This window comes from Candidatus Accumulibacter aalborgensis, assembly GCF_900089955.1.
GTDB classification, from domain to species: Bacteria; Pseudomonadota; Gammaproteobacteria; order Burkholderiales; family Rhodocyclaceae; genus Accumulibacter; species Accumulibacter aalborgensis.
In genome coordinates, this window is record NZ_FLQX01000103.1 from 1 (window position 1) to 23346 (window position 23346).

24 protein-coding genes are annotated in these 23346 nt (G+C 62.5%); 3 read left to right on the forward strand and 21 right to left on the reverse strand.

The genetic code is table 11. The annotated features are described in order from the left end of the window. Positions 1-38 precede the first annotated feature (38 nt). The 19 genes from ACCAA_RS08680 to hyfB form a co-directional block, all read right to left on the reverse strand. The gene (locus tag ACCAA_RS08680) at positions 39-218 is read right to left on the reverse strand and encodes a PIN domain-containing protein (RefSeq protein ID WP_186406851.1); all 180 of its coding nucleotides are present in this window, start codon (positions 216-218) and stop codon (positions 39-41) included. Next, positions 215-472 carry an AbrB/MazE/SpoVT family DNA-binding domain-containing protein gene (locus ACCAA_RS08685; protein WP_186406852.1) on the reverse strand — a complete coding sequence of 86 codons (258 nt, stop codon included), beginning with the start codon at positions 470-472 and terminating at the stop codon, positions 215-217. The genes ACCAA_RS08680 and ACCAA_RS08685 overlap by 4 nt, the downstream gene beginning before the upstream one ends. 222 nt (positions 473-694) lie before the next feature. Continuing rightward, entirely contained in the window at positions 695-3739 is a 3045-nt protein-coding gene (locus ACCAA_RS08690; RefSeq protein ID WP_186406853.1) for a type I restriction endonuclease subunit R, read from the reverse strand. Next, the gene (locus ACCAA_RS08695; RefSeq protein ID WP_186406854.1) at positions 3736-4230 is read right to left on the reverse strand and encodes a DUF4411 family protein; all 495 of its coding nucleotides are present in this window, start codon (positions 4228-4230) and stop codon (positions 3736-3738) included. The genes ACCAA_RS08690 and ACCAA_RS08695 overlap by 4 nt, the downstream gene beginning before the upstream one ends. Continuing rightward, the gene (locus tag ACCAA_RS08700; RefSeq protein WP_245754507.1) at positions 4230-5348 is read right to left on the reverse strand and encodes an ImmA/IrrE family metallo-endopeptidase; all 1119 of its coding nucleotides are present in this window, start codon (positions 5346-5348) and stop codon (positions 4230-4232) included. The genes ACCAA_RS08695 and ACCAA_RS08700 overlap by 1 nt, the downstream gene beginning before the upstream one ends. Positions 5349-5371: 23 nt before the next feature. Continuing rightward, positions 5372-6019: an HNH endonuclease family protein gene (locus tag ACCAA_RS08705; protein ID WP_245754508.1), complete on the reverse strand. Its 648-nt coding sequence runs from the start codon at positions 6017-6019 to the stop codon at positions 5372-5374. Continuing rightward, positions 6016-7269, reverse strand: a complete 1254-nt coding sequence (locus ACCAA_RS08710) for an AAA family ATPase (RefSeq protein ID WP_186406855.1) — start codon at positions 7267-7269, stop codon at positions 6016-6018. Before ACCAA_RS08710 ends, ACCAA_RS08705 begins: the two co-directional genes overlap by 4 nt. Beyond that, entirely contained in the window at positions 7266-8432 is a 1167-nt protein-coding gene (locus ACCAA_RS08715; RefSeq protein ID WP_245754509.1) for a restriction endonuclease subunit S, read from the reverse strand. The genes ACCAA_RS08710 and ACCAA_RS08715 overlap by 4 nt, the downstream gene beginning before the upstream one ends. After that, positions 8429-10417, reverse strand: a complete 1989-nt coding sequence (locus ACCAA_RS08720; RefSeq protein WP_186406856.1) for a type I restriction-modification system subunit M — start codon at positions 10415-10417, stop codon at positions 8429-8431. Before ACCAA_RS08720 ends, ACCAA_RS08715 begins: the two co-directional genes overlap by 4 nt. Positions 10418-10601: 184 nt before the next feature. Continuing rightward, entirely contained in the window at positions 10602-10922 is a 321-nt protein-coding gene (locus tag ACCAA_RS08725; protein ID WP_186406857.1) for a YqjK family protein, read from the reverse strand. Beyond that, complete coding sequence (locus ACCAA_RS08730) at positions 10903-11313, reverse strand: phage holin family protein (protein ID WP_186406858.1); 411 nt, start codon at positions 11311-11313, stop codon at positions 10903-10905. The genes ACCAA_RS08725 and ACCAA_RS08730 overlap by 20 nt, the downstream gene beginning before the upstream one ends. Positions 11314-11328: 15 nt before the next feature. Next, complete coding sequence (locus tag ACCAA_RS08735) at positions 11329-11649, reverse strand: ElaB/YgaM/YqjD family protein (RefSeq protein ID WP_186406859.1); 321 nt, start codon at positions 11647-11649, stop codon at positions 11329-11331. Between the two features lie 154 nt (positions 11650-11803). Then, positions 11804-12052, reverse strand: a complete 249-nt coding sequence (locus ACCAA_RS08740) for an antitoxin (RefSeq protein ID WP_186406860.1) — start codon at positions 12050-12052, stop codon at positions 11804-11806. Positions 12053-12120: 68 nt separating this feature from the next. Then, on the reverse strand, positions 12121-12645 hold the full coding sequence (locus ACCAA_RS08745; RefSeq protein WP_186406861.1) for an NADH-quinone oxidoreductase subunit B family protein: 525 nt from the start codon (positions 12643-12645) through the stop codon (positions 12121-12123). Continuing rightward, positions 12645-14225, reverse strand: a complete 1581-nt coding sequence (locus tag ACCAA_RS08750) for a hydrogenase large subunit (protein ID WP_186406862.1) — start codon at positions 14223-14225, stop codon at positions 12645-12647. Before ACCAA_RS08750 ends, ACCAA_RS08745 begins: the two co-directional genes overlap by 1 nt. Before the next feature lie 4 nt (positions 14226-14229). Further along, on the reverse strand, positions 14230-15684 hold the full coding sequence (locus ACCAA_RS08755) for a hydrogenase 4 subunit F (protein ID WP_186406863.1): 1455 nt from the start codon (positions 15682-15684) through the stop codon (positions 14230-14232). A 1-nt stretch (position 15685) separates the two neighbouring features. After that, the gene (locus ACCAA_RS08760) at positions 15686-16345 is read right to left on the reverse strand and encodes a formate hydrogenlyase (RefSeq protein WP_186406886.1); all 660 of its coding nucleotides are present in this window, start codon (positions 16343-16345) and stop codon (positions 15686-15688) included. A gap of 10 nt (positions 16346-16355) precedes the next feature. Then, positions 16356-17303 (reverse strand): respiratory chain complex I subunit 1 family protein, encoded by a 948-nt coding sequence (locus ACCAA_RS08765; protein WP_186406864.1) that lies wholly within the window; start codon positions 17301-17303, stop codon positions 16356-16358. Beyond that, entirely contained in the window at positions 17300-19303 is a 2004-nt protein-coding gene (gene hyfB, locus ACCAA_RS08770) for a hydrogenase 4 subunit B (RefSeq protein WP_186406865.1), read from the reverse strand. The genes ACCAA_RS08765 and hyfB overlap by 4 nt, the downstream gene beginning before the upstream one ends. 195 nt (positions 19304-19498) lie before the next feature. Between hyfB and ACCAA_RS08775 the strand changes: the two genes are divergently transcribed. Continuing rightward, a complete protein-coding gene (locus ACCAA_RS08775; protein WP_186406866.1) occupies positions 19499-19681 on the forward strand; it encodes a CopG family transcriptional regulator in 183 nt (60 codons plus the stop codon). Positions 19682-19702: 21 nt separating this feature from the next. On the opposite strand, the gene ACCAA_RS08780 is transcribed toward ACCAA_RS08775, so the two are convergent. Then, the gene (locus ACCAA_RS08780) at positions 19703-20485 is read right to left on the reverse strand and encodes an exodeoxyribonuclease III (RefSeq protein ID WP_186406867.1); all 783 of its coding nucleotides are present in this window, start codon (positions 20483-20485) and stop codon (positions 19703-19705) included. A gap of 43 nt (positions 20486-20528) precedes the next feature. Between ACCAA_RS08780 and pyrE the strand changes: the two genes are divergently transcribed. Continuing rightward, positions 20529-21176: an orotate phosphoribosyltransferase gene (pyrE, locus tag ACCAA_RS08785; protein WP_186406868.1), complete on the forward strand. Its 648-nt coding sequence runs from the start codon at positions 20529-20531 to the stop codon at positions 21174-21176. Then, a complete protein-coding gene (locus tag ACCAA_RS08790; protein WP_186406869.1) occupies positions 21160-21783 on the forward strand; it encodes a hypothetical protein in 624 nt (207 codons plus the stop codon). The genes pyrE and ACCAA_RS08790 overlap by 17 nt, the downstream gene beginning before the upstream one ends. A gap of 77 nt (positions 21784-21860) precedes the next feature. Here ACCAA_RS08790 and gatB read toward each other — a convergent pair whose 3' ends face one another. Continuing rightward, complete coding sequence (gene gatB, locus ACCAA_RS08795) at positions 21861-23312, reverse strand: Asp-tRNA(Asn)/Glu-tRNA(Gln) amidotransferase subunit GatB (protein ID WP_186406870.1); 1452 nt, start codon at positions 23310-23312, stop codon at positions 21861-21863. Positions 23313-23346: the final 34 nt, after the last annotated feature.

Genomic DNA, 23346 nt, shown 5'->3' on the forward strand with positions numbered 1-23346 from the left:
CGATTTTCTGATTTCCTACAATGAATCAACGACTTAGATCAAGGGCTCCGGGAAGGTCCGTCGAGGCTCCAGCAGAGTTCAGCCAGAACAACGTCCGAAATAAAGATCGCGCCATCGGTGTCGCTGGCAGCGTCAAAAAGGCCTTGCGCACGCTGGGCCTGATCGTCGTCGTCGCGGGTGAGTAGCCGAACGAGAACGTTCGTGTCTACGGCAATCACGCTGAAGATGGCAGGTTACGCGTACGAGCAGCCTCTGCGATGCCCGCGTCCATTTCCTCGATGCTTAGCGGCGGCCTTGCCGGCTCCTGCAGTAGACCAAACAGGTTTCTCGCCCCGCGGGCAAGGACACGAACGTGCAACGATCCGTCATCCTGGATCTGGAAGTCCAGTTTGCTGCCGGGTGCGATGCCTGCGCGATCACGGATTTCCTTGGGAACCGTGACTTGTCCCTTGTCGGTGACGGTGGCGAGCATCTGACTTCCTTGTAGACCTTGGTGGATGTTTCCGGGTAAGAGCGGTTACGGTAAGAAGTGTAGTGTCAGGTAATGCAAGTCGTTGACTAAAAGGATAGGAAATCCAACAGCGTACCCCTTGGAGTATATGTACCCCTGTCAAGTGCTGTCAATGTTCAGTCTGGCTCCCGGATCTCCTGAGAAGTGACCGAATTTCCGCTTTGCTCATTAAGGCAGGGGAAGTCAGACCCCTTGCGCGTCACCAGTGTCGCTTTGAAATCGGTGATACGCTTCCGACGCCATCCAACCCGTGACGATCTTCTGGAATGGCGCGTCGTTCATGAAGCGCACGAAAATCTCTTCGTTTTGATCCATGCGCTCAACGAACAATTTTTCCAGCAGGTTCCTGAATACCAGTTCGAACTTGTCACCGGGATTCACTACCGCCGCCTGCCGCAACCCGGCATCGGCCATCGCCGCTTCGACGATCTGATCGAAGAACAGTTGATCCGCCTGGTTGAAGTCGGTACCGAAGCGATCGTTCACCACGTCGATGAGTTGCGAGAGTGGAACGGGCTCTGACCGTAGCAGACCGCTGCCGACCTCCGTCGGGCCGTCCAGGCGCCGAGCTTCGCCGTCTTGCAGCGAGATGGAGCCCTCGCTGATCTTCTGCAAGCGGTAGTACTCGAGCTGCACTTCATCGTCGAACTGATACGCCGGGCCGTTCTTGCGCCGCGGCAGTTTCGCCGCGAGGTGGCGGAGAAACACGTACATCCGTTCAAGGTCCGAGTCCTGATACGGAATCACCTGGCTCAAGAAACCATAAAGGTTCAGAAACGCCTGCACCTTGCCGCGCCACAGCTCAGCCTCTTCCTCGCTGCCCGCCTGCCCATCGCTCTGGCGGAGCGTGAAGCGCGACACCGCTGGATCGAGCGCGGCATTCATGGCCTGATGATCCATGGCGCTCTGCCGCTGCGTCGCTTTGAAGTACACGTTGCAGAAACGCTCGACCTCATCATCCAGGTAGATCCCGGAGGCATCGATCTCGCCCTTGATCGCGTACATGCGCGCAGGGTCGACTTCGTCCCCCATGGCAGCTCCTTCGTAATACACCTTGAAGGCCGCGCGAATCTCCTCGCGAGCGTTGACGAAGTCGAGAATGAAGGTATCCTCCTTGAGCGGATGAGTCCGGTTCAGTCGTGTCAGTGTCTGGACGGCCTGGATGCCGGCGAGCCGCTTGTCCACAAACAGCGTATGCAACAGCGGTTGATCGAAGCCGGTCTGGTACTTCTCGGCGACCAGCAGCACCTGATACTCCTGCGCCGCGAACTTCTCGGGCAACTCCTTCTCCGAGATGCCGTCGTTCATGCTCACTTCGCTGTAGCTGACATCGGCGAGCTTGTCGTCCTGCACCGTGCCCGAGAAGGCTACCAGCGACTTGATGGCGTAGCCCTTTTGCCCAATGTATCGGTCGAAGCTCTGCTTGTAGCGCACGGCCTCCAGGCGCGACCCGGTCACCACCATCGCCTTGGCCCGACCGCCGACCTTGTGCCGGGTGACGGCCTGGAAGTGCTCGACCATGACCTCGGTCTTCTGCGCGACGTTGTGCGGATGCAGGCGCATGAAGCGGGCGAGCGCCTGCGCCGCCTTCTTGCGCTCGACGTTCGGGTCGTCCTCGCAGGACTTGAGCAGCTTGAAGTAGGTCGCGTAGGTCGTGTAGTGTTTGAGCACATCGAGGATGAAACCCTCCTCGATTGCCTGGCGCATGGTGTAACGATGCGCGGGCTGGCCGGCGCGTCCAAACACGGCGAGGGTCTTGTACTTGGGAGTTGCCGTGAAGGCGAAAAAGCTCAGGTTCGCCTGTCGTCCGCGCTTGGCCATGCTGCGGAACAGTTCTGCCAGGTCGTCACGGCCTTCCTCGGTCGCGCGATTCTGCGCTTGTTCCCTGAGACCTTCGCCGCCGAGAACTTCCTTGAGGTCGGTCGCCGTCTCGCCGCCCTGCGAGCTGTGTGCCTCGTCGATGATGACCGCACACCGCCGTGTGGCCAGAGTTCCGGTGCCGGAGATGCCGCGCTCCTCAGCCAACTTGAGCAACTGGCGCGAGACGAACGGAAATTTCTGCAGCGTCGTGATGATCACCGGCACCGCATTCTCCAGCGCCTCGGCGAGTTGCCGCGAACTCTCGTCGATCCGCTGCACGACCCCCCTCTTGTGCTCGAACTGGTAGATCGTGTCCTGCAGTTGCTGGTCGAGCACGACGCGGTCGGTGACCACGATCACGCTATCGAAAAGGCGTCGACTGTTCGTGTCGTGCAGCGATGCCAGGCGATGCGTCAGCCAGGCGATGGTGTTGCTCTTGCCGCTGCCCGCCGAGTGTTCGACAAGGTAGTTCTGGCCCACGCCCTCGCTGCGCGCGGCGTCCACCAGCATGCGCACCGCCTGCAGTTGGTGGTAGCGCGGGAAGATCATCGATTCCACTTTGACCTTGCGGCCCTGCTCGTCGCGCTTCTCGTCGACCTGCAGGTGGATGAAGCGCGCGAGCAGGTCGAGGAGGCTGTCCCGTTGCAGTACCTCTTCCCACAGGTAGGCCGTGCGATAGCTGCGACCGGCGGGATCGGGCGGGTTCCCGGCGCCGCCGTCGCAACCCTTGTTGAAGGGTAGAAAATGCGTCGCCGTACCGGCCAGGCGGGTGGTCATCAGCACCGACTCGGTGTCGGCCGCGAAGTGCACCAGCGTGCGGCGCTTGAACTCGAAGATCGGCTCGCGCGGGTCACGGTCCTGCTTGTACTGCTGGCGCGCATCCTCAACCCGCTGGCCGGTGAGCGGGTTCTTCAACTCCACCGTGACCACCGGGATGCCGTTCAGGGTCAGCGTGACATCGAGAGACTTTTCGCTGCGCGGCGAGAAGTGAAGCTGACGCGTTAGCCCGAGGCGGTTCGCGGCGTAGCGCGCTTCCAGCTCCGGGTTCAGCTCGTGCGCTGCCTTGAAGAAAGCCGCATGTAGTGTCCGCCCATAGCACTTGAAGCCGTGGCGCAGCGTCGCGAGCGCGCCGTTCTGGTCCATCCATTTGCACAGATCGCCGAGAACCTGCTCATCGGTCTTGTCGCCGTGCAGCGCCGCCAGCTTGGCCCACTCCTTCGGTTGCGTCTCGCGGATGAAGGCGAGCATCGTTTCGGGGAAGATCGCGCGTTCGCGGTCGAAGCCCTCGCGCGCGATCGGCACATAGCCGTTTTGCAGCAGGTGCGCTTCGATGACGGTTTCGAAGGAGGCCTCGTTGGTCCGGTTCACGGCGCTCCACCCAGTACAAATCGAGCACGCTCGCGCCGTAGCATTTCAAAAGGCGTCAAGCACTTGATACCAAGACCAATGCAAGCGTCAGGAATCTTGATCTTGCGCGTCGACGCGGACGGAACCTCGTGGGTAACGACGGTGTGCTGGCCTGCAAGCGCCTGCGCCACGACGTAGTAGTCCGCCACTTGGAGAAATGTGGCGATCGCAGATTGCTCGTATGACTGACCTGTTGCCCAAGTGCTTACCGCAGCCAGCGACGGGAACATGGAAGAATCAGGCCGCAAGAAAAAACCAACCCCGCGCTGCGCCGCCCATTCCGAAAGCGCATCGTCCCCAGCAACGATTTCATCACCAACCTTCTCGATGCTGAACACACTGCCGGATTGATTGTTCGTCACAAGCCAGTCCCAGAACGCAGGACAAAAGTCGAGCCCGTAATGCAATCGATGCGCCGACATGAAGACGTTTGCATCGAGCACATACGCCATCAGAAGAGAACCCCGAGCGTTCGTCCGAGCTGGTCGAACGTGGACATCTTCTTGAAGCCGAGCAATCGGAATGCTTCGGTGAACGAAGAGCGGCCCTCGAGCGCACTGGTCACTACCGCACGGGCGAAACGTTTACTCGCCCGCGCGCCGACGCTGCGATAGAAGTCACCACCGGTACCATGTGCGATTTCACGGAATCGCGCCAGCTCGTGTTCGTATGCCTCCCAATACGTGGCCCCGACGAGCGAGCCAGAATCATGCATACGTCGCAGAATCACCAACGTGCTCACCTTGAACCGTCGCGCAAGCCGATCAAGCTCGGCGCGCAACTCGAAACCGGGTTCGTGAGCCGCGCGGAACGCCTCCAAAGGAACCAGCAGCTCGGCGGCGACCTGGTTACACCAACGCTCCACCGCCTGTGCCGGGACCGCGGACGCTTGAGCGTCCGAGAGCGCGGACTCACCGAGCCAGATGTGCGCAAGTTCGTGCGCCAGCGTGAACATCTGCGCTGCCTTACTGTCGGCGCCATTGATGAACACCAGCGGGGCAAGGTCATCGGCCAGAGCGAAACCGCGGAACTCCTGCGGATTGAGCTTGCGCCGGGTGTTACTGCCGACCACACCGCTGACCATGACCAGAACGCCGAGTCTATCGGCCTGCGCGATGAAGCGTCGCAGCGCCTCGGTCCAGGTTGGCAACTGAGCGCGCGCGTCGAGATCAAAGCCCAGCGCCTTGCGGATGATCCCTGCGGAACGAGCAATGTCGTCGCCGACACGGATCGACCCCACGAATCGCAGCCGATCATCACCGGCGGATCGAGCGAAATCGCGGTACCAGTCTTGCCGCTGTTGGCACAGATAGACTGTATCCAGGAGATCCGGACTGGGCTGGCGAACGGTGGTATCAGCGACCATGCGGAAATCAGGAATCGGAACGGCCTCTTGCGGCGGCTCCGCAAGAAACATAAATCCAACCGGCGTATGCGTTGCCTTCGCGAAATTCTCGAGTTGTTTGAACGTAGGCTGTGCGTCACCGCGCTCCCACTGATCTAGCCGAGGGAACCGCTTGTCGAAGTAGGCAAGATCGAGCCGAGAGCGTTCGCGCGCCCACGTCAACATCGCTGGTCGGATTTCAACTCGCATCACGTCATCTTCGCAAGTTTCTGCCCGAGCCACCACACGGCAACCGAGCAATAGGGTGCGATCTGACCGTTGCCGGCGATGTACTTGTCGCGTTCCCGTACTAATCGCTCGCGAGGCACGGGGCCGCCGATCCGCGCCTTCTCACGCCTCCACCAGTCGAGGACGGCGTCGAGGAGGCCTTTCCTGTTGTTCTTCAGCAGGGGAAGATTGAGGTTCAGCACTTGGTGCAACTGATCATCGAACACGGCGTCATCCGCGCGGATCGAGCCATCCAGTTCGTACCGGACGCGTGTCTCGATGTGGTGCGCCGCGTCAGCGGGGTTCCACTGAAGATCGCTGTCACCCTTCCGAGCGTCGCAGTGCTGCAGGTGAGGCGGTTGCCCGTTACCGCCGAGACAGGCACCGAGCAGATTCCGGTAGTTGAGATGCTCGTCGGGGTAGCGGGACTGGCACCGCCAATGCTCAATCTTCATGGTCGTCGGCCCGTTGTGGAGCCGGCCCATGCAGTAGCAGCATAGGCCGCGCCGCTCGGTAACGAGCGTATGCCGAAGATCGTCTTTCGATGCATAGTTGTCATAGTCGCTGTGCGGCATCTGGCGATGCGCGGTCAGGCTCGCCGGTTCAGCACCCTTGACGATCTGCCTCACGGCTCACCCTCCATGAAGTCGAGGAGGGTTCTGATCCGGGTGACCTCAGGATCGTCCTCGCCCAGCTTGCCGACGAGTTGGACCAGCAGACCACGGGCACTCCCGTATCGCTGCTTTCCAACCTCCTGCGAGATCTGCGAGAGCAGTGCGTTGATCTCCTGGGCGCGCGGGTCGGCGTCCATGATTTCTTCGAGCACACGGCTCGAGTCGACCCCAAACGAATGGGTCGGCGAGTAGACCTGGCCGTCCGCGATGATCTGAATGCGGTCGTGCTCGACCTCGCCGATGACCTGCGGCGAGTGCGTTGTTGCGATGAATTGGCAGCGCGGAAATGCCGCCGTGAGGTTGCGAACGATCTGCCGCTGCCACTTTGGGTGCAGGTGCAGATCGATCTCGTCAATCAGCACGACGGCTTCCGCCTCGACAGCGGGGTCGGTCATCTCTGGGTTGGCCTGGGCGAGACGCCGCGTCAGGTCGAGCACCAGTGCCAGCGTGCCTCGCTCACCGTCCGACAACTGTCGAACGGCAACAGTGGTGCTGCCGTGATCGATCAGCAACCGCGGGCGCTCGTCGCCGTCCACTCTCAGATGGGCGTACCCCGGGAGGAATCGGGTTACCGCATCATCGAAGGCTGCAAGCGCGTGCCCGGCCGAAGCCCGTTCCGACTTCAGAGCTTCCTGGACTCGCATCCACGCCGCGAACTCGCTCAGCCGAAGCTCGCGATTCGCGAAAGCATCCGCGAAAGCCGCGGCGATCCCGCCGACAGCCACGTTCTTCCCCGGCGCGCGCTCGGACGGCACCGCCCGATTGGTCGAGAACAGCACCGCCAGCGGCCGTCCTCCGGGCTCTCTACCTGTCACCGGCCTGGGAGCGGCGCCGAGGAACGTGGCCTTTTCGGGCGTGTTGTGTACCTGCTCGCGCGGCATGCCCGCCTTCTTCTCCTGCCGCGCACTGGACTCCCGCGGCTTGTGAATCAGGTAGTGATACTCCGATCCGCCGATCTGTACGCCACATTCGATACTCAGCGCATCCGCGCCCACCCGGATGTCGTCAACGGCGAACAACTCAACCGGCGCGCGGAGCTTGTTCGCTTGCTTTGCGAAGGCCGAGAGACACACACGAAGCGCATCGAGCATGCTGGTCTTGCCGACGCCGTTGACACCGACGATCAGGTTGAACCCCGGCTGAAAACGAAACTCGGCCGCCTCGATCGCGCGAAGGTTGGCGAGCTTGAGTGCGGTGACTCTCATGCCGCGCTCTCAACATTGATCTGCCCCGTCACGACTGCGGCGATGAGTGCGGCGCGGCGCTCCTTGAGCAGGGTGGTCGAGCGTTCCGTCGCGATACGCAGCTTGTCGATCTTCTTGGTCTCGACCGCTATGTGGGCGACGATTGCTCGCTGCTCGCTGAGCGAAGGCACTGGCAGAAAGACCTCGAAGAAACCCTCGGGATAGAGGCGCAGCCGCGATGACCACACGCCCTTGGAATATCGAGTGACCTCCTGAGCAAAAACGGGTAGGCGCACCAGTGCATCGAGGTAACTCGGTTCCAGTCGATCGCCTGGCTCATAGACATTGTAAGCCGGGCTTGCGATTCCATCGACCGGTGACACGCCCATAGCGCCCATCCATGCCCACAGTGTGTTGATCACAAGATCGCCGGTGAGACAGATCTTGTACCCCTCAGTTGTCTCCGCCTCGAACATGTTGACGTCTTTCTCGGAACGTGGAGTGACGCCAGTGAGGTGCGACACAGTGAGGAGTTCTTCCTCGCCCGTGGCTGAACGCTGATCGCGTTCCTTGAACAACCATCGCGTGCGTTCAGTCTCCCAAGGCGCCGGAATCTCACCGAGCCAGGGGATGCCGGAGTCGCGGAGGGGGGCACGGGGGTCGAGGCCGCGGGTGACGGCGCGGGTGATGAGCGCCCGGCGCTTCTCGGCCAACAGCCCGAGCAGCCGCTCCTTCGCCGCCACCAGCGCATCCAGCCGCGCCGTCTCGCGGTCGAGGTAGTCGGCGATGGCGCGTTGCTGCGGGACCGGAGGGACAAGAACATGTCTGCTGTAGGCCGACTCACGATTTAGGCCGGGAACTGCGGCTTCGTCGGTCCCTTCATCCAGACGCAATGTCTGGAGAAGCCAGAAGATCCAGCGGAGGTGGTTCTCGCTAGTCGACTCGTCTACGAAGAAGGTCGTATCGGACGCGTAGCACGGCTCCGGCGTCCAGTTGACCTTGCCATAGGAGCCCTTTCGTCCAACGACGATTGCCGGCGCTCCAGTGTTGGCTCGTGAGAAAGAAGCGAACGGTCCGTTGGAGCCAAAGACCTGGAACGGGCCGTCCTGAACTTCATCAGTTGGCAACGCGTCGCCATACCCGAAGCGAGCGACGAACTTCAGTTTGGCCTTCGGCCACGTCACTCCGTCACCTCCCGCAGCAAGCGCATGATTTCCTCCTCCGCCTGCTCCAGCTCTGCATCAATCTCCTCCAGCGGCCGCGGTGGCGTGTACCTGTAGAAGTGTCGGTTGAAGTTGATCTCGTAGCCAACCTTGTCCTTGGCTCGGTCCATCCAGGCGTCGGGCACGTGCGGACGCACCTCGCGCTTGAAGTAGGCGTCGATGTCGTCCTTGAGCGGCACGTTCTCGAAATCGCGCAGGTCGGCGTCCGGCTCATAGCCTTCGTCGCGCCCGCCCTTGGCGACCGGCTCGGCCTCGGGGTCCTTGTGCGTGAAGACGCTGCGGAAGAGCTTCTGCTCGGTCGCCTTCCAGCGCGATTTGCGCAGGCGCAGCAAGTCCTCGATGCGGCGCCACAGCGCATTCCAGTCGCGCTGCGGCTCGCGGCCGAGCGCCTTGTCGATCGCCTGCACGTCATCGAGCAGGTGCGGGCACGCGTCAAGGAAACGGGCCTTGTCTTCGAGCGTCATCCGGTAGCGCAGGCGTAGGGGCCGCTCGACGGTGACGCGGGTGTAGCCGAAGTCGGCGTTGTCGAAGGTTTTGGATGTCTCGCCGTCGGTCCGCTGGCCGTAGAGCCTGACGATTGCGGCGATCTGCGTGTCGGTGATGTGCCGGCGCTTGTCGCCGAGGCTGCGCTTGCTGTCCTCGCTGCCGCCCGCGGTCCACACGTTGCGTGCATCCAGGAGCTGGATTTTGCCCCTGCGCTGCTCCTCCTTGCGGTTGGTGACGATCCAGACGTAGGTGCCGATGCCGGTGTTGTAGAACATCTGCTCCGGCAAAGCGATGATCGCTTCGAGCCAGTCGTTCTCGATGACCCACTTGCGGATGTCACTCTCGCCCGAGCCGGCGCCGCCGGTGAACAGCGGCGAGCCGCTGAAGACGATGGCGAGCCGCGACCCTTGCCTGTGTAGTGCCGGGCGGACGGGTTCGAACTTGTCAACCATGTGCTGCAGGAAGAGCAGCGAGCCGTCGTTGACACGCGGAAGCCCGGCGCCGAAGCGACCGTCGAAGCCACACCTGTCGCGCTCCTGCACGATGGCCTTCTGCTGCTTCTTCCAGTCCACGCCGAAGGGCGGATTGGTGAGGAAGTAATCGAAGGTCTCGCCAGCGAACTGGTCGTCGGTGAAGCTGTCGCCGTAGCGGACGTTGTTGCCGGCGCCGTTGTGGTCTACCTGCTTCATCAGCATGTCGGACGCCGCGGTGGCGAAAGCGCGCTTGTTGTAGTCCTGCCCGTAGACGTAGAGCCTCGCCGCGCCGTGATGCTCGCGCAGGTAGTTCTGCGCCTCGGCCAGCATGCCGCCGGTGCCGCAGGCCGGGTCGAGCAGCTTGCGCACGGTGCCGGGGGTGGCGAGCAATGGGTCGTCGTCGATGAACAGGAGGCTCACCATCAGCCGGATGACCTCGCGCGGCGTGAAGTGGTCGCCCGCGGTCTCGTTGGCCAGTTCGTTGAAGCGCCGGATGAGGTTCTCGAAGATGAGCCCCATCTGCTCGTTGGGCACCGTTTTCGGGTGCAGGTCTACGTCGCAGAACTTGGTGACGACGAGGTAGAGGATGTTCGCCTCGCGCATCCGCTCGATCTCGTTCTCGAACTCGAAGAAGTCGAAGATGTCGCGCACGTTCTTCGAGAAGCCCTTGATGTAGCTGACGAGGTGTTTTTCGATATGGTCGGGGTCGCCCTTCAGCTTCTCGAAGTCGAGTGGCGAGTGGTTGTGGAAACGCTGACCGGCAACGTCGTTGAGCCGGCTGTCGAGTGCGTCACCTTCGAGCTTGCCGCCTCTTCGTACTTCGTACTCGGCCAGAACCCTTGCCTTGGTGGGTGCGAGCACACAGTCGAAGCGCCGCAGCACGGTCATCGGCAGCATGACGCGCTCGTACTGCGGCGGACGGTAGGGGCCGCGCAGGAGATCGGCAATCTGCCAGATCAGCGTGGAGAAGTAATTGTGGTCAGGCACCGATGCGGTTCGCTTCAGGTTGGCGATGGTGGACAAAGTGCGCCAACCGGAAGTGAGGAATCCCTGGTGGCCGGTTATGGCGTGTCTTGAAAAGTCATGACCGTTTGGAGGTCAGCCGCCTGTGGACTGGTCCGTGAGCGCTTCGGGACCGGCACCCTGTTCCTTGCCGAGCGTGGCCCGGCCTTTACGGGCGAGACGACAGGCCGGCAGCGAAAAGCTCGCCGCGAAGCAGGCGCCAGGTACGCCAGGCAAAGAGACCCCGTTGGGTCCATCGCCACATGCGGTTGGGTTTCAGCACGACCAGCACGAGAACGGTCGCCGCGACCAGTTCAGGGTGTTGCCTGACGTAATCGGCGCCGTTGCGCACGACGGAAACTGCTCTGTCGGCGCCCTGCAAGGCGCTGCTCAGCGGTTGCAGTTGTTGGCCGAGGAGTTGGCGCTGCGTGCTGATCCGCTCGATCAGCCGGCCGCGTTCGACGGCCAGGTCAAGCAGAGCCTGATTCATTGCCGGCAGTGCCTTTGAGCTGACGAAGGTCTTCTTCAAGTTCGGCGATGCTGGCCGCGAACAGACGCTCGGGTGTGTGCATGGCCCGCCTGAGAGCGAAGTAGCAGAGAGCGGAAACCGTCAGGAAGAGCGCGCTGAAGCCGCCCAGGAGGGCAGCTCGTTGGTCCCAGAACACGACGATCAGCAGGGCGATGGCCAAGACGAGGCCAACCGCCAGACAGAATGCCATCGCCTGCGACAAGAGCAGCAGACGAACGGCCCGCAGCTTCTCCTCCTTGATTTCATTGCCGAGGAGTTCGAACCGCGTCCGTCCGGTGGCCAGCAGTGTTGCGGCGACGCTTCTGGTGGCGGAGAACAGTCCGCCGCGACCGCTGCCGGGACGTTCATCCATGGAGCACGCCGCTCCTTAGCGGCGGCCGATGATCACGCCGAGCAGCAGACCGATGGCGGCCGCCACGCCGACCGCGCGCCACGGATTTTCGTGAACGAAATCATCGGTGGCACGGGCAGCGGCCTTGGTTCTGTCTACCAGCGCAGCTTCGGCATCGGCCAGGCGGAGCTTGGCATCGCGCAGGCGCTCGCCGATACGTTCGCGCAGATCGCCCATCTTGTCGCCGGCAACGCCAGCGGTGGCGCGCAGGATTTCCTCTGCGTCGGCGACCACGACCTTCATGTCGGAGACGAGTTTCTGTTTGTTGGCGTTGGAAAGTTCGGTAACTTCGGACATGATGGACCTCACAGTGGATGATGATGACGGGAAGATCGCTGGTGCAGCAGCAAGGACGCCTTCTTCAACGAAGCGTTCAGATTATAGAAATCGCGGACGAAGATCAATGCAAACGATGAATGCAGATGTTGGTGTCGAGCATGTAGCGCATTGTTCAGCGGGCGATCGTGTTCCAGTCACGCTCGCGCTGATCGTGGATCTCGCGTCCGTCAGCCATGAAATCCGACGGAAAACCCGCGAGAGCGGTGCCCAGCCCGGCCAAGGTCTTTTTGTTCACGGGACGGACAACGAGTGTGTCGCCGACGCGCTCGATGTCGACCTCCTGGCTGGGGTCGACAATGGCGAGTTCGCGGGGAATGCGGACGGCAAGCGAGTTGCCGCTCCTGAAGACCTTGGTCAACATGCCTGCCTCTTGAGAACGAGTATATACAGTATATACAAGAAGCCCCTGGTCGGGGCGCAGTGCCGACTTTACTCCGGCCCCACCCGACACCGCCGCACCGCCGTCAATATCCCGCGCAGGATTTCGAGGGGCGGCGGCGGACAGCCGGGAACCGCAATGTCCACCGGAATGACGTTGGCCACGCGCCCGCAACTCGCGTAGCTCTCGCCGAAAATGCCGCCGTTGCAACCGCAATCGCCGACCGCAACGACCAGCTTGGGCCCCGGGGTGGCGTCATAGGTGCGCCGCAAGGCCAGTTCCATGTTCCTCGAAACGGGTCCGGTGACCAGCAGCATGTCGGCGTGGCGCGGGCTGGCGACGAATTTGATTCCCAGCCCCTCGATGTTGTAGTACGGGTTGTTCAGCGCGTTGATTTCGAGTTCGCAGCCGTTGCACGAGCCGGCATCGACCTGGCGAATGGTCAGCGCCTGGCCGAGAATGGCGAGAAGTTCACGCTGCATGTGCTCGCCTTCGACGCGCAGCGAATCGCTGTTCTCGGGCGGCGCCTCGCTGCGGATGCCGTTGCCTGCGATCTGTTTGAGGATGCGCCACATCAGAGGTCGTGTCCTGCGTAGCTCAAGTTGAAGGACTTGTTGATCAGCGGAAAGTCGGGGACGATGTTGCCGATGACCGCGTGTTCGAGCAGCGGCCAGTTCTGCCAGGACGGATCGTGACAGTGGCAGCGACGGATGCGGTTGGCGCCCTGCTCGCCGTCCCATTCGAGCCCGACGAAGACTTCGCCGCGCCAGCCTTCGACCCAACCGGCGGCAAATGCTGTCTTGGCCGGCAGCCGCAGCTCGGTGCGAGTTTCGCCGCCGCTCTTGCCCCCGTCCTCGCCGAGCCGAGAGAGGATGACGCGCATCAGCCGCAGCGATTCGAAAACCTCGTCAAAGCGTACGGCCACCCGCGCTGCAACGTCGCCGGTGCGCTGGGTGGCGATCTTCACTGCCAACTGGTCATAGGGCGCCCACGGCAGGTCGCAGCGCAGATCGGCGGCCTGCCCGCTGGCCCGACCGGCGAGGCCGGTGAGCCCGAGTCGAGCGGCGAGTTCCGGCAGCACCCGGCCGGTGGTCATGAAGCGGTCCTGCAGGCCCGAGTGCTCGTCGTAGATCTGGCGCAGCGCCCGCACTTCGCGCTCGACCGCGTCGCACTGCCGCAAGAGGCGGTCGACAGAGGTGCTGTCGATATCCGCAGCGACACCACCGGGGACGATACAGTCCATCATCAGGCGGTGGCCAAAGGCTTCTTTCGACAGACGTAGCCAGTCTTCTCTGAGCCGCGAGAACTGCGCGAGCCCAAAGGCGAAAGCGGCGTCATTACCCAGCGCGCCGAGGTCGCCGAGGTGGTTGGCGACGCGCTCGCGCTCGAGGAGCAAGGCGCGCAGCAAGCCGGCGCGCTCGCCCAGCTCGCAGCTCGCCACCGATTCCAGCGCCATGCAGTACGCCCAGGCGTAGGCGACCGTCGAATCGCCGGAAACCCGTCCGGCCAGGCGATAGGCTTCGCGTGGCGGCAGCTCGGTGAAGCGCTGCTCGATGCCTTTGTGTTTGTAACCCAGGCGTTGCTCCAGGCGCAGCACTTTCTCGCCGACGACTGAAAAGCGGAAGTGCCCCGGTTCGATGATCCCTGCGTGTATGGGGCCAACCGGGATCTCGTGCACGCCATCGCCCTCGACGCGAACGAAGGCATAGTCGGTGGCTTCTCGCAGCGCGGCGGCGGCTTTCTCGGCTCCGTCGCGGCGCAGCGGCAGATACTGCTCTGGCCAGGTGCCGTGATCGAGCCACGGACGGCGGTCGGCGAAGCCTTCGGCCCTGACGCCGAGCAGATCAGCCGCCGCCCGCTGCATGCGCCCGGCGCCGGGAAAAATCGGCACCAGGTCAGGATAGGTCGGGGCCCGCTCGGCGAGTGGCAAATCGAGCCAGAGCAGGCCTTCGCGCAGCGCATAGGCGGCCGAGACGGCGAAGCCGCCCGACGCACCGCGCGTGCGATCGGACGCCCAGAGAGCGACCAGCCGCCCGGCTTGTGCGGATACCCCGCGGGCGACCACAGCCCAGGTTTCGGCACGGACCGTGGCGCGCCAGATCGGCAGAGGTGCAGGCAGGCGTTCGCAATCGAGGCTGAAGCCGGAAATCAGCATCGACTCAAGCTCCAATCATCCGGGCTGCCTGGCGATACCAGGCGTCCAGATATGGCGGGATGTACAGGCCCAGCATCAGCCCCAGGCCGAGATGGGTAAACACCGGCAGCAGCGCCGGAGGATGGTGCAGCGCGGTGACCGAAGTTTCGCCGAAGACCATCGGCTGTACCCGGCTGAAGACCGAGGCGAAGGCAACGCCGAGTGCCAGCAGCAGAAACGGAGTTGCCCACGGCTGGTCGCGCATGGCGGTGGTGAGAATCAGGAATTCACTGGCGAAGACGCCGAAAGGCGGCATTCCGAGGATGGCCAGCGAACCGAGCATCATCCCCCAGCCGACCGTCGGGCTGACCTTGATCAGGCCGCGGATGTCGGCCATGTTCTGCGTCCCCGCCTTCTGCGTCGCATGGCCGACGGCAAAGAAGATGGCCGACTTGATCAGCGAATGGACGGTCATGTGCAGCAAGCCGGCATAATTTGCGATCGGCCCGCCCATGCCGAAGGCGAAAGTGATCAGCCCCATGTGCTCGATAGACGAGTAGGCGAACATGCGCTTGACGTCCTTCTGCCGCGACAGGAAGAACGCCGCCACGACCACCGACAGCAAACCGAAGCCCATCATCAGGTGTCCGGCGAGCGGGCTCCCCAGCGCTCCGTCGGTCAGGACCTTGCAGCGCAGCAGGGCATAGACCGCGACGTTCAACAGCAGTCCGGAGAGCACGGCGGAAACCGGCGTTGGCCCTTCGGCGTGCGCATCCGGCAACCAGTTATGCATCGGCACCAGACCGACCTTGGTGCCATAGCCGATGAACAGAAAGGCGAAGGCCAGGGTGATGATGCCCGGATCGAGCTGAGCCTTGACCGCGTCGAGATTGGTCCACAACAGGCCGCCGCCCCCGGTGCCGATCACTTTTTCCGCGGCCATGTAGAGCAGCACGGTGCCGAACAAGGCCTGCGCAATACCGACGCCGCAGAGGATGAAGTATTTCCACGCCGCCTCGAGGCTCGCCGCCGTCCGGTACACGCTGACCAGCAGCACGGTGGTCAGCGTCGCTGCCTCCATTGCGACCCACAGAATGCCCATGTTATTGGTAGTCAGCGCCAGCAGCATCGTGAAACCGAACAACTGATACATGCTGTGGTACACACGCAGCCGCCGCGGTGTCATTTTGCCGTGGTCGCGTTCGACGCGCATGTAAGGCCGCGAGAAGATGGCGGTGGTCAGTCCGACGAAGCTGGTCAGGGTGACCAGAAAGACATTCAGCGGATCGATGAAGAACTCGTGGTTCCAGACGAAAAGCGACCCGCCCGAGATGACCTCGATGGTCAGTACGCAGGTGGCGACGAAAGTACCGAGGCTGAAAGCGACGTTGATTTCGCGTGCGGCCTCGCGTTGCCCGGTCAACGCCAGCACCACGCTGCCAAAGAGCGGGATGCCGAGGACGAAGAAGAGCGTTGCCAATTCAGTCTTCCTTGAGCTTTTCGAGGTGGCTGATGTCGAGGCTGTCAAACTGTTCGCGAATCTGGAACATGAACACGCCGAGAATCAGGATGCCGACCAACACGTCAAGGGCAATGCCGAGTTCGACGACCATCGGCATGCCGTAGGTGGCCGAGGTGGCGGCGAAGAACAGACCGTTTTCCATTGACAGGAAGGCGATCACTTGCGGCACCGCCTTCGAGCGGGTGATCATCATCAGGAACGAGAGCAGGACGCAGGCGAGCGCAATACCCAGCGTGCCGCGGGCGACGCTGACCGACAGTTTGGAGATCGGCAGCGCCAGGTCGAAGGCGAAAATGACCAGCGCAATGCCGATGATCATCGTCGTTGGAATATTGATCAGCGTCTCGACGTCCCAGCGCACGTCCAGACGGGCGATGACGCGATGCAGTAGCAAGGGAATCAGGATTACCTTGAGCAGCAGGGTAATGCCGGCTGACAGGTACAGGTGCGGTTGCTGCGTGGCGTAGCCGACGACCACGGTTGCGGCGACCAGCACGGCGCCCTGCGCGGTGAACAGGTGAATCAGCGACAGGATTCGCCGCTGCGAGATCATCGCGAACGCCAGCATCAACAGAATCGACGCCAGCAGATTGATCAGTTGGCCGACGAGTTCAGTCATTGCGGTCATTTCAGCCGCGCACCAAAATATGGACGAGCATGCCGATCACCGCCAACAGGAAAGCGGTGGCGAGAAATTCCGGCACGCGAAAGATGCGCATCTTGGCGCTGACCGTCTCAAGCACAGCGAGCAGCGCGCCGCCGATCGCCAGCTTCAGGATCAGCACCGGCATCGCCAGCAGCAGGGCCAGTGGCGCTTGCGCCTCGGCAATCCCCCATGGCAGGAACAGTGCCAGACCGATGCACGAGTAGGCGAAGAGCTTCAGGCTGGCACCCCACTCGAGCAGGGCCAGGTGGCGGCCCGAGTATTCGAGGATCAGCGCCTCGTGGATCATGGTAAGTTCGAGGTGGGTCGCCGGGTTGTCCACCGGCACGCGCGCATTCTCGGCCAGCGACACGATAATGAAGGCCACCCCGGCGAAGGCCAGGCTCGGATAGATCGTCAGATCGCGATGCGCCAGCGTCTCGACGATGGTCGTCAGCGAGGTCGACTTCGAGATCAGAGACGCCGAGAAGAGGACCATCAAGAGCGCCGGTTCGGCGAGAAAGCCGATCAGCATTTCGCGCCGGGCACCGAGCGTGCCGAACGAGGTGCCGACATCCATCGCCGCCAGCGAAATGAACACCCGCGCAAAGGCGAACAGGCCGACCAGGGCAATCGCGTCGGCCGCTGGCGACAGCGGCAGATCGGTGGACAGCGTCGGAATGATCGCGCTAGCCAGCGCCATGCAGCCGAAAACGATGTACGGCGCGCCGCGGAACAGTGGCGAGGCGTGCTCGGCCAGCACCGATTCCTTGTTGAACAGCTTGTGCAACATACGGTACGGCTGCAGGACGCTGGGCGCCGACTTGTTCTGCAGCCAGGCACGCCACTGATTGATCCAGCCACTGAGCAGAGGCGCCAGCAGCAGCGCCATGACGATCTCCAGCAGTTGTGAGAAGACGCCGAGCCAGCTCATTGCTTCACCACCACCAGGACCGCGATCAGCGTCACGAAACTGTAGAGGAGATAGACGGCAATCCGCCCCTGCTGCAACAAGCCGATCAGGCTGGCCAGACGCTCGACGGCGCGGCCCAGCGGCACGTAGAGCCAGTGCCAGAAGTGGTCAGCGACGCTGACCCGATAGCGGGGTTCGGCGTCGAATGGCGTCGGCAGCTCACGTTCCATGCGGAAAAAGGGCTCGAAAATCTGCCGGATCGGCTGACCGAAACCCTCGGCGGTATCCTGCATGCGAGCGTTCTGCCACCGGTAGCCGCAGTCCCAGGGCGCCGCGCGCCGCAGGCGGCCGTGGTACAGCAGGCGCACCAGCAGGAAGGCGAGCGCGAAGCTGGCCGCCACGCCGAGCAGGAAAATGGCCGGCCCGTAACTGGCTCGCTCGATGGCCACCGGGACCAGCAGCCAGCCGCTGTCGTTTACGGTTTCACCGAGACCCGCGCCAACCAGTACCCTTGTCACCGGGTCGATCAGCGCAATGAACTGGACTGGAAACAGCCCCAGCGCGAGGCAACCGCCGACCAGCCAGGCCATGCCGATGCGCTCCCAGCCGCCGGCGTCACGCGCTCGTGCCAGTTTCTCCTCGCGCGGCTGGCCGAGGAAGATGACCCCGAAGAACTTGACCATGGTGTAGCCGGCGAGTGCGGCGATCAGCGCGATCAGCGCCGCGAACACCGGGATCAGCATGTCCAGGAAAGAACTCGGCAAGCCGGATGAGAACAGGAAGCTTTGCAGCAGCAGCCACTCGGAGACGAAACCACCAAGCGGCGGCAGGCCGGCGCTGGCCAGCACGGCAACCAGCGTGACCCACGCCACCCAGGGCATGGTGCGAATCAAGCCACCGAGTTTGCCGAGGTTGCGCTCGCCGGTTGCATGCAGGACTGCACCCGTACCCACGAAGAGCAGACTCTTGAAGAAGGCATGGCTTGCCACATGGTAGAGCACCGCGGTCAGCGCCAATGCCGCCATTGGCTGCATGCCGAAGGCCGAGAACAACACCGTCAGGCCGATGCCGGCGAAAAGCAGACCGATGTTTTCGATCGACGAGTAGGCCAGCAGTCGTTTCATATCGACCTGCACGGCGGCGAAGACGACACCGAACAGCGCCGTCGTCAGGCCAACCGCAAGCAGCAGCAGTCCCCACCACCAGACCGTGGTGTGCAGCAGGTCGAAAAAGACGCGCAGTACGCCGTAGATCGCGGTCTTCAGCATCACCCCGCTCATCAGCGCGGAGACCGGCGAGGGAGCGGCGGGGTGGGCCTCGGGAAGCCATACGTGGAGCGGCACGATGCCAGCCTTGGCGCCGAAACCGAACAGCGCGAGGAGAAAGGCGACCGACGCCCAGAACGGCGAAAGTGCCTGGACGCGCATGCTGGCGAAGGTGTAGTCGCCGGTATTGGCCTGCAGGACGCCGAAGCACAGCAGGATGCTGATGGCGCCGATATGCGCGATCAGCAAATAAAGGTAGCCGGCACGCTGGATCTCGACAATGCGATGGTTGGCGGTGACCAGGAAGAACGACGACAGGGCCATTGTCTCCCACATCACCATGAAGGCGTAGGCGTCATCGGCGAGGACGACAAGCGCCATGCTGGCGAGAAAGAGGTGGTACTCGAGCGCCAGCAGCCCGGGCGGCGTACCTTCGCCCTTGCGGAAATAGCCGGCAGCAAACGCGGACACGCCCGCCGAGACGCTGCCGATGACCATCAGAAAGAAAGCCGACAGGCTGTCGAGGCGGAAGTGGAATGGCAAACTCGGGAGCCCGATCGGCAGAACGGCCACCTCGGGCGAACTCATGACCGAACTCAGTGCGACGCCAAACAGCAGCAGCCCGAAAGCCCCGCCGGCAGGAAACAGCACTCTCGCGACCAGGGTCAAGCGGCGCAAGGCGAACACGCCAGCGACGCCAATCAGCAGCCAAGCCGCAACCACCAGCAGAACCCAGTCGAGATGCACCCAATTCATATTGACAACAGCATGTTGTTCAGACCTCCAAAAAGCCCGCCAGAAAGTCGCTACACGGGGCGCTTGAAGGGTGTCCATACTTTGGCTAGAGTAGCCAAGGCAACGACTCTTTCGCTACGGCGTGAACCTGATGAGAATTATATTTCTTCCTGCTACAATTGCAATTGTAATTTAATTAACATTGAATGTGCTTAAATGGAAAACCGCACTGCACGCTTGACCATTCTCGTCGACCCTCGCAAGAAGCGAATCTTCGAGGAAATCTGCGCCGCTCACGATCTGACGCCTTCCCAGGTGGTCAGGAAGCTGATTCGTCAATACATCATCGAGAACGCCGGCGACCGGGAACTGCCAGACTGGCTGAAGGGACGCTCCTAGGGTTCAGACTGTGGCCCTGGTCTACAGGTCGTAGTCGTAATCGATGGTCAGCGGTGCGTGGTCGCTGAAACGCTGCTCCTTGTAGACCGAGGCGGAACGTGCCTTGTCGGCGATGGCGGCAGTGGCCAGTTGATAGTCGAGCCGCCAACCGACGTTCTTCGCCCGGGCCTGACCGCGATTCGACCACCAGGTGTAAGCGTCCCCGGTGCTCTCGGGATGCAGTTTGCGGTACACGTCGCACCAGCCGCCTTCGTCGAGCAGTCGGTCTACCCAGGCGCGCTCTTCGGGCAGAAAGCCGGAATTCTTGCGGTTCCCCCGCCAGTTTCTGAGGTCGATCTCCCGGTGGGCAATGTTCCAGTCGCCGCAGACGATGACTTCGCGCCCACTCGTCGCCAGGTCGACGAGATGCGGGTAGATAAAGGCCATGAATCGGAACTTCGCCGCTTGTCGTTGCTCGGAGCTGGACCCTGAAGGCTGATAAAGCGAAACGACCGACAGCGCGCCGAAGTCGGCGCGCAGGTAACGTCCTTCACTGTCGAACTCGGTGCTGCCGAGAACGTCGATCACCCGCTCGGGTCTGCTTTGGCACCAGAGGCCAACGCCACTGTAGCCTTTTTTGTCCGCGCAGCGGTAATAGGCATGGAAGCCGTCGGGACGGGCCATCTCGTCGGCGAGGTCGGCCTGCTGGGCTTTCAGCTCCTGCACGCAAATGACTTGAGCATTCTGTGTGGCGAGCCAGGGCGAGAGGCCTTTGCGCCATGCCGAGCGAATGCCATTGAGGTTGAGCGTAATGATGCGTAACATAGGGAATCTTGGTGGGAACGGGATCAATCGAGAAACGGCTTTTATGGACTTTCGTCAGGAATTCATCGAGTTTGCGGTTGCACAGGAGGTGCTGCGCTTTGGCGAGTTCAAGACCAAGGCCGGCCGGCTGTCGCCCTACTTTTTCAACGCCGGCCTGTTCAACGATGGCGCGGCGCTGGGCCTGCTGGCCGAATTCTACGCCAAGGCGATCACTGCCAGTGGTCTGGCCATCGACTCACTGTTCGGCCCAGCCTACAAGGGGATTCCGCTGGTTGCGGTGATCGCTGTCGCGCTGGCCAGAGGCGGACGCAACCTGCCGTTCTCGTTCAATCGCAAGGAGGTCAAGGATCACGGAGAGGGCGGCAGCATTGTCGGTGCTCCGCTGGCTGGCCGCGTGTTGATCGTCGACGATGTGATTTCGGCCGGTACTTCCGTTCGCGAGTCGGTTGAGCTGATTCGTGCCGCCGGGGCGACGCCCTGCGGAGTGGTGATTGCCCTCGATCGCATGGAGCGAGGTAGTGGCGAGCTGTCTGCGGTGCAGGAGGTCAAGCGGGACTACGATATCCCGGTTCTGGCCGTCGCCAGCCTTGACGATTTGCTGGTCTTCCTCGGGCAGAGTTCCGCCGGCCAGCACAATGAGGAGGCAGTGGCTCGCTATCGGCAGGAATATGGTGTTGCGCGCAGCCGCTAGCTATGGCCTGTTGCTGTTGGCAGTGGCCGGCAGCGGGGCGAGCAGTGCTGCGCCCCGGATCTATTGCTGCCCCGACGAGTCCGGCAAGCAGGTCTGTGGCGACATTCTGCCCGCCGCCTGTTATGGCCGTGCCTATCGCGAAGTGGGTGATTCCGGCCGCACGGCGCGGCTGGTGGACGCCCCCCTGACCCCCGAGCAGCGCGCCAGGCGAGCGGCTGAAGAGCAAAGGCGAGCGGAGGAGGAGCGTTTGCTCAACGAGCAGAAGCGACGGGATCAGGCCCTCCTCAATACCTATTCCAGCGAGAACGATATCGAACTCATGCGCAGCCGCGCCGAGCGGGACATCACCGCGGCGATCAAGGCGGCTGAGGAACGGATTACCGAAATACGCCGACTGCGCAAGAAATTCGAGGATGAGGCGGAGTTTTACAGGAAGCGGCAGTTGCCCGCCGATGTGGCCAAGGGCTTGCGCGATGCCGACTACGAGATCGCTTCGCAGGAGTGGGTCATCGAGTCGAAGAAGAAGGATTGGGAGACGATGCGCAGGAAATATGACCAGGATCTGCGCCGTTTTGTCGAAATTTCGAAGCGTCCACCGGCACGCTGAGGCACGCAGCGGTCGGCCGCCCGCCCGCTCGCTCGCCGTGAATATCGGCCTGCTCCCGACGATCTGTGTAGCCGAATTCAGCCGAGTTTCTTGCGCAGTAGCTCGTTGACTTGCTGTGGGTTGGCCTGGCCGCGCGTCGCTTTCATGGCTTTACCGACCAGTGCGTTGAAGGCCTTTTCCTTGCCCGCCCTGAACTCGCCGACCATCGTTGCATTGGCACTCAGGACCTCATCGATCAACGCTTCCAGCGCGCTGCTGTCGGTAATCTGCTGCAGGCCATCGCGGGCGATGATCTCGTCGGCCGAACTGCCCTCACCGTTCCACATGGCGTCGAACACCCTCTTGGCGATGTTGTTGGAGATCGTGCCGTCGCCAATGCGGGCCACCAGTCCACCAAGTTGTTCTGCCGAGACGCAAGAGTCGCTGATTTCGCGCGCTTCCCTGTTGAGGCGGGCGGCGAGGTCAACCGTCACCCAGTTGGCACAAGCCTTGGCGTTTGACTTGCCGGCAGCGGCAACGGCCGCTTCGTAGTAGCCGGCGAGTTCTAGCGAGGTCGTGAGGACCTTGGCGTCGTAAGCGGAAAGCCCGTAGTCGGTGATCAGGCGGTCGCGTTTGGCCGCGGGCAGTTCGGGCATCTGCGCACGCATCCGGTCGACCCACTGTGCGTCGATGACCAGCGGCAAGAGGTCGGGGTCGGGGAAGTAGCGGTAATCGTGGGCGTCTTCCTTCGAGCGCATGGCGCGCGTTGCACCGCTATCCGGGTCGAACAGTACCGTCGCCTGCTCGATGCGGCCACCGTCTTCGAGGGTGGCAATCTGCCACTGCACTTCGTAGTCGATCGCTTGTTGCATGAAGCGGAAGGAGTTCAGGTTCTTGATTTCGCGTCGCGTGCCCAAATGCGTCTGACCGACGGGGCGTACCGAGACGTTGGCGTCACAGCGGAACGAGCCCTCCTGCATGTTGCCGTCGCAGATACCGATCCAGCGGACGAGCGCGTGCAATACGCGGGCATAGGCGACCGCTTCGGCGGCAGAGCGCAGGTCCGGTTCGGTGACGATCTCCAGCAGCGGTGTTCCGGCGCGGTTGAGGTCGATTCCGGATTTGCCGACGAACTGGTGGCCGAGTTCTTCGTGCAGCGACTTGCCGGCGTCCTCCTCGAGATGGGCGCGGGTCAGGCGGACCACCTTCTCTACCTCGCCGATCTGAATCGAGAGCTTGCCGCCGACGACGACCGGCAGTTCGTACTGGCTGATCTGATAGCCTTTCGGCAGATCAGGGTAGAAGTAGTTCTTGCGTGCAAAAACCGATCTGGGCGCGATTTGTGCCTCGACCGCGAGGCCGAATCTGATCGCGCACTCGACTGCTCCCCGGTTCAACACCGGTAGCACTCCGGGCAAGGCGATATCGACCGCGTTCGCCTGGACGTTGGGCGACGCGCCAAAGGCGGTTGAACTGCCCGAAAAAATCTTGGCTTGCGTCGACAACTGTGCGTGCGTCTCGATGCCGATGACGACTTCCCATTGTTTCATCAGTGCTTACTCACTCTTCAAGAACGCTGCCGGC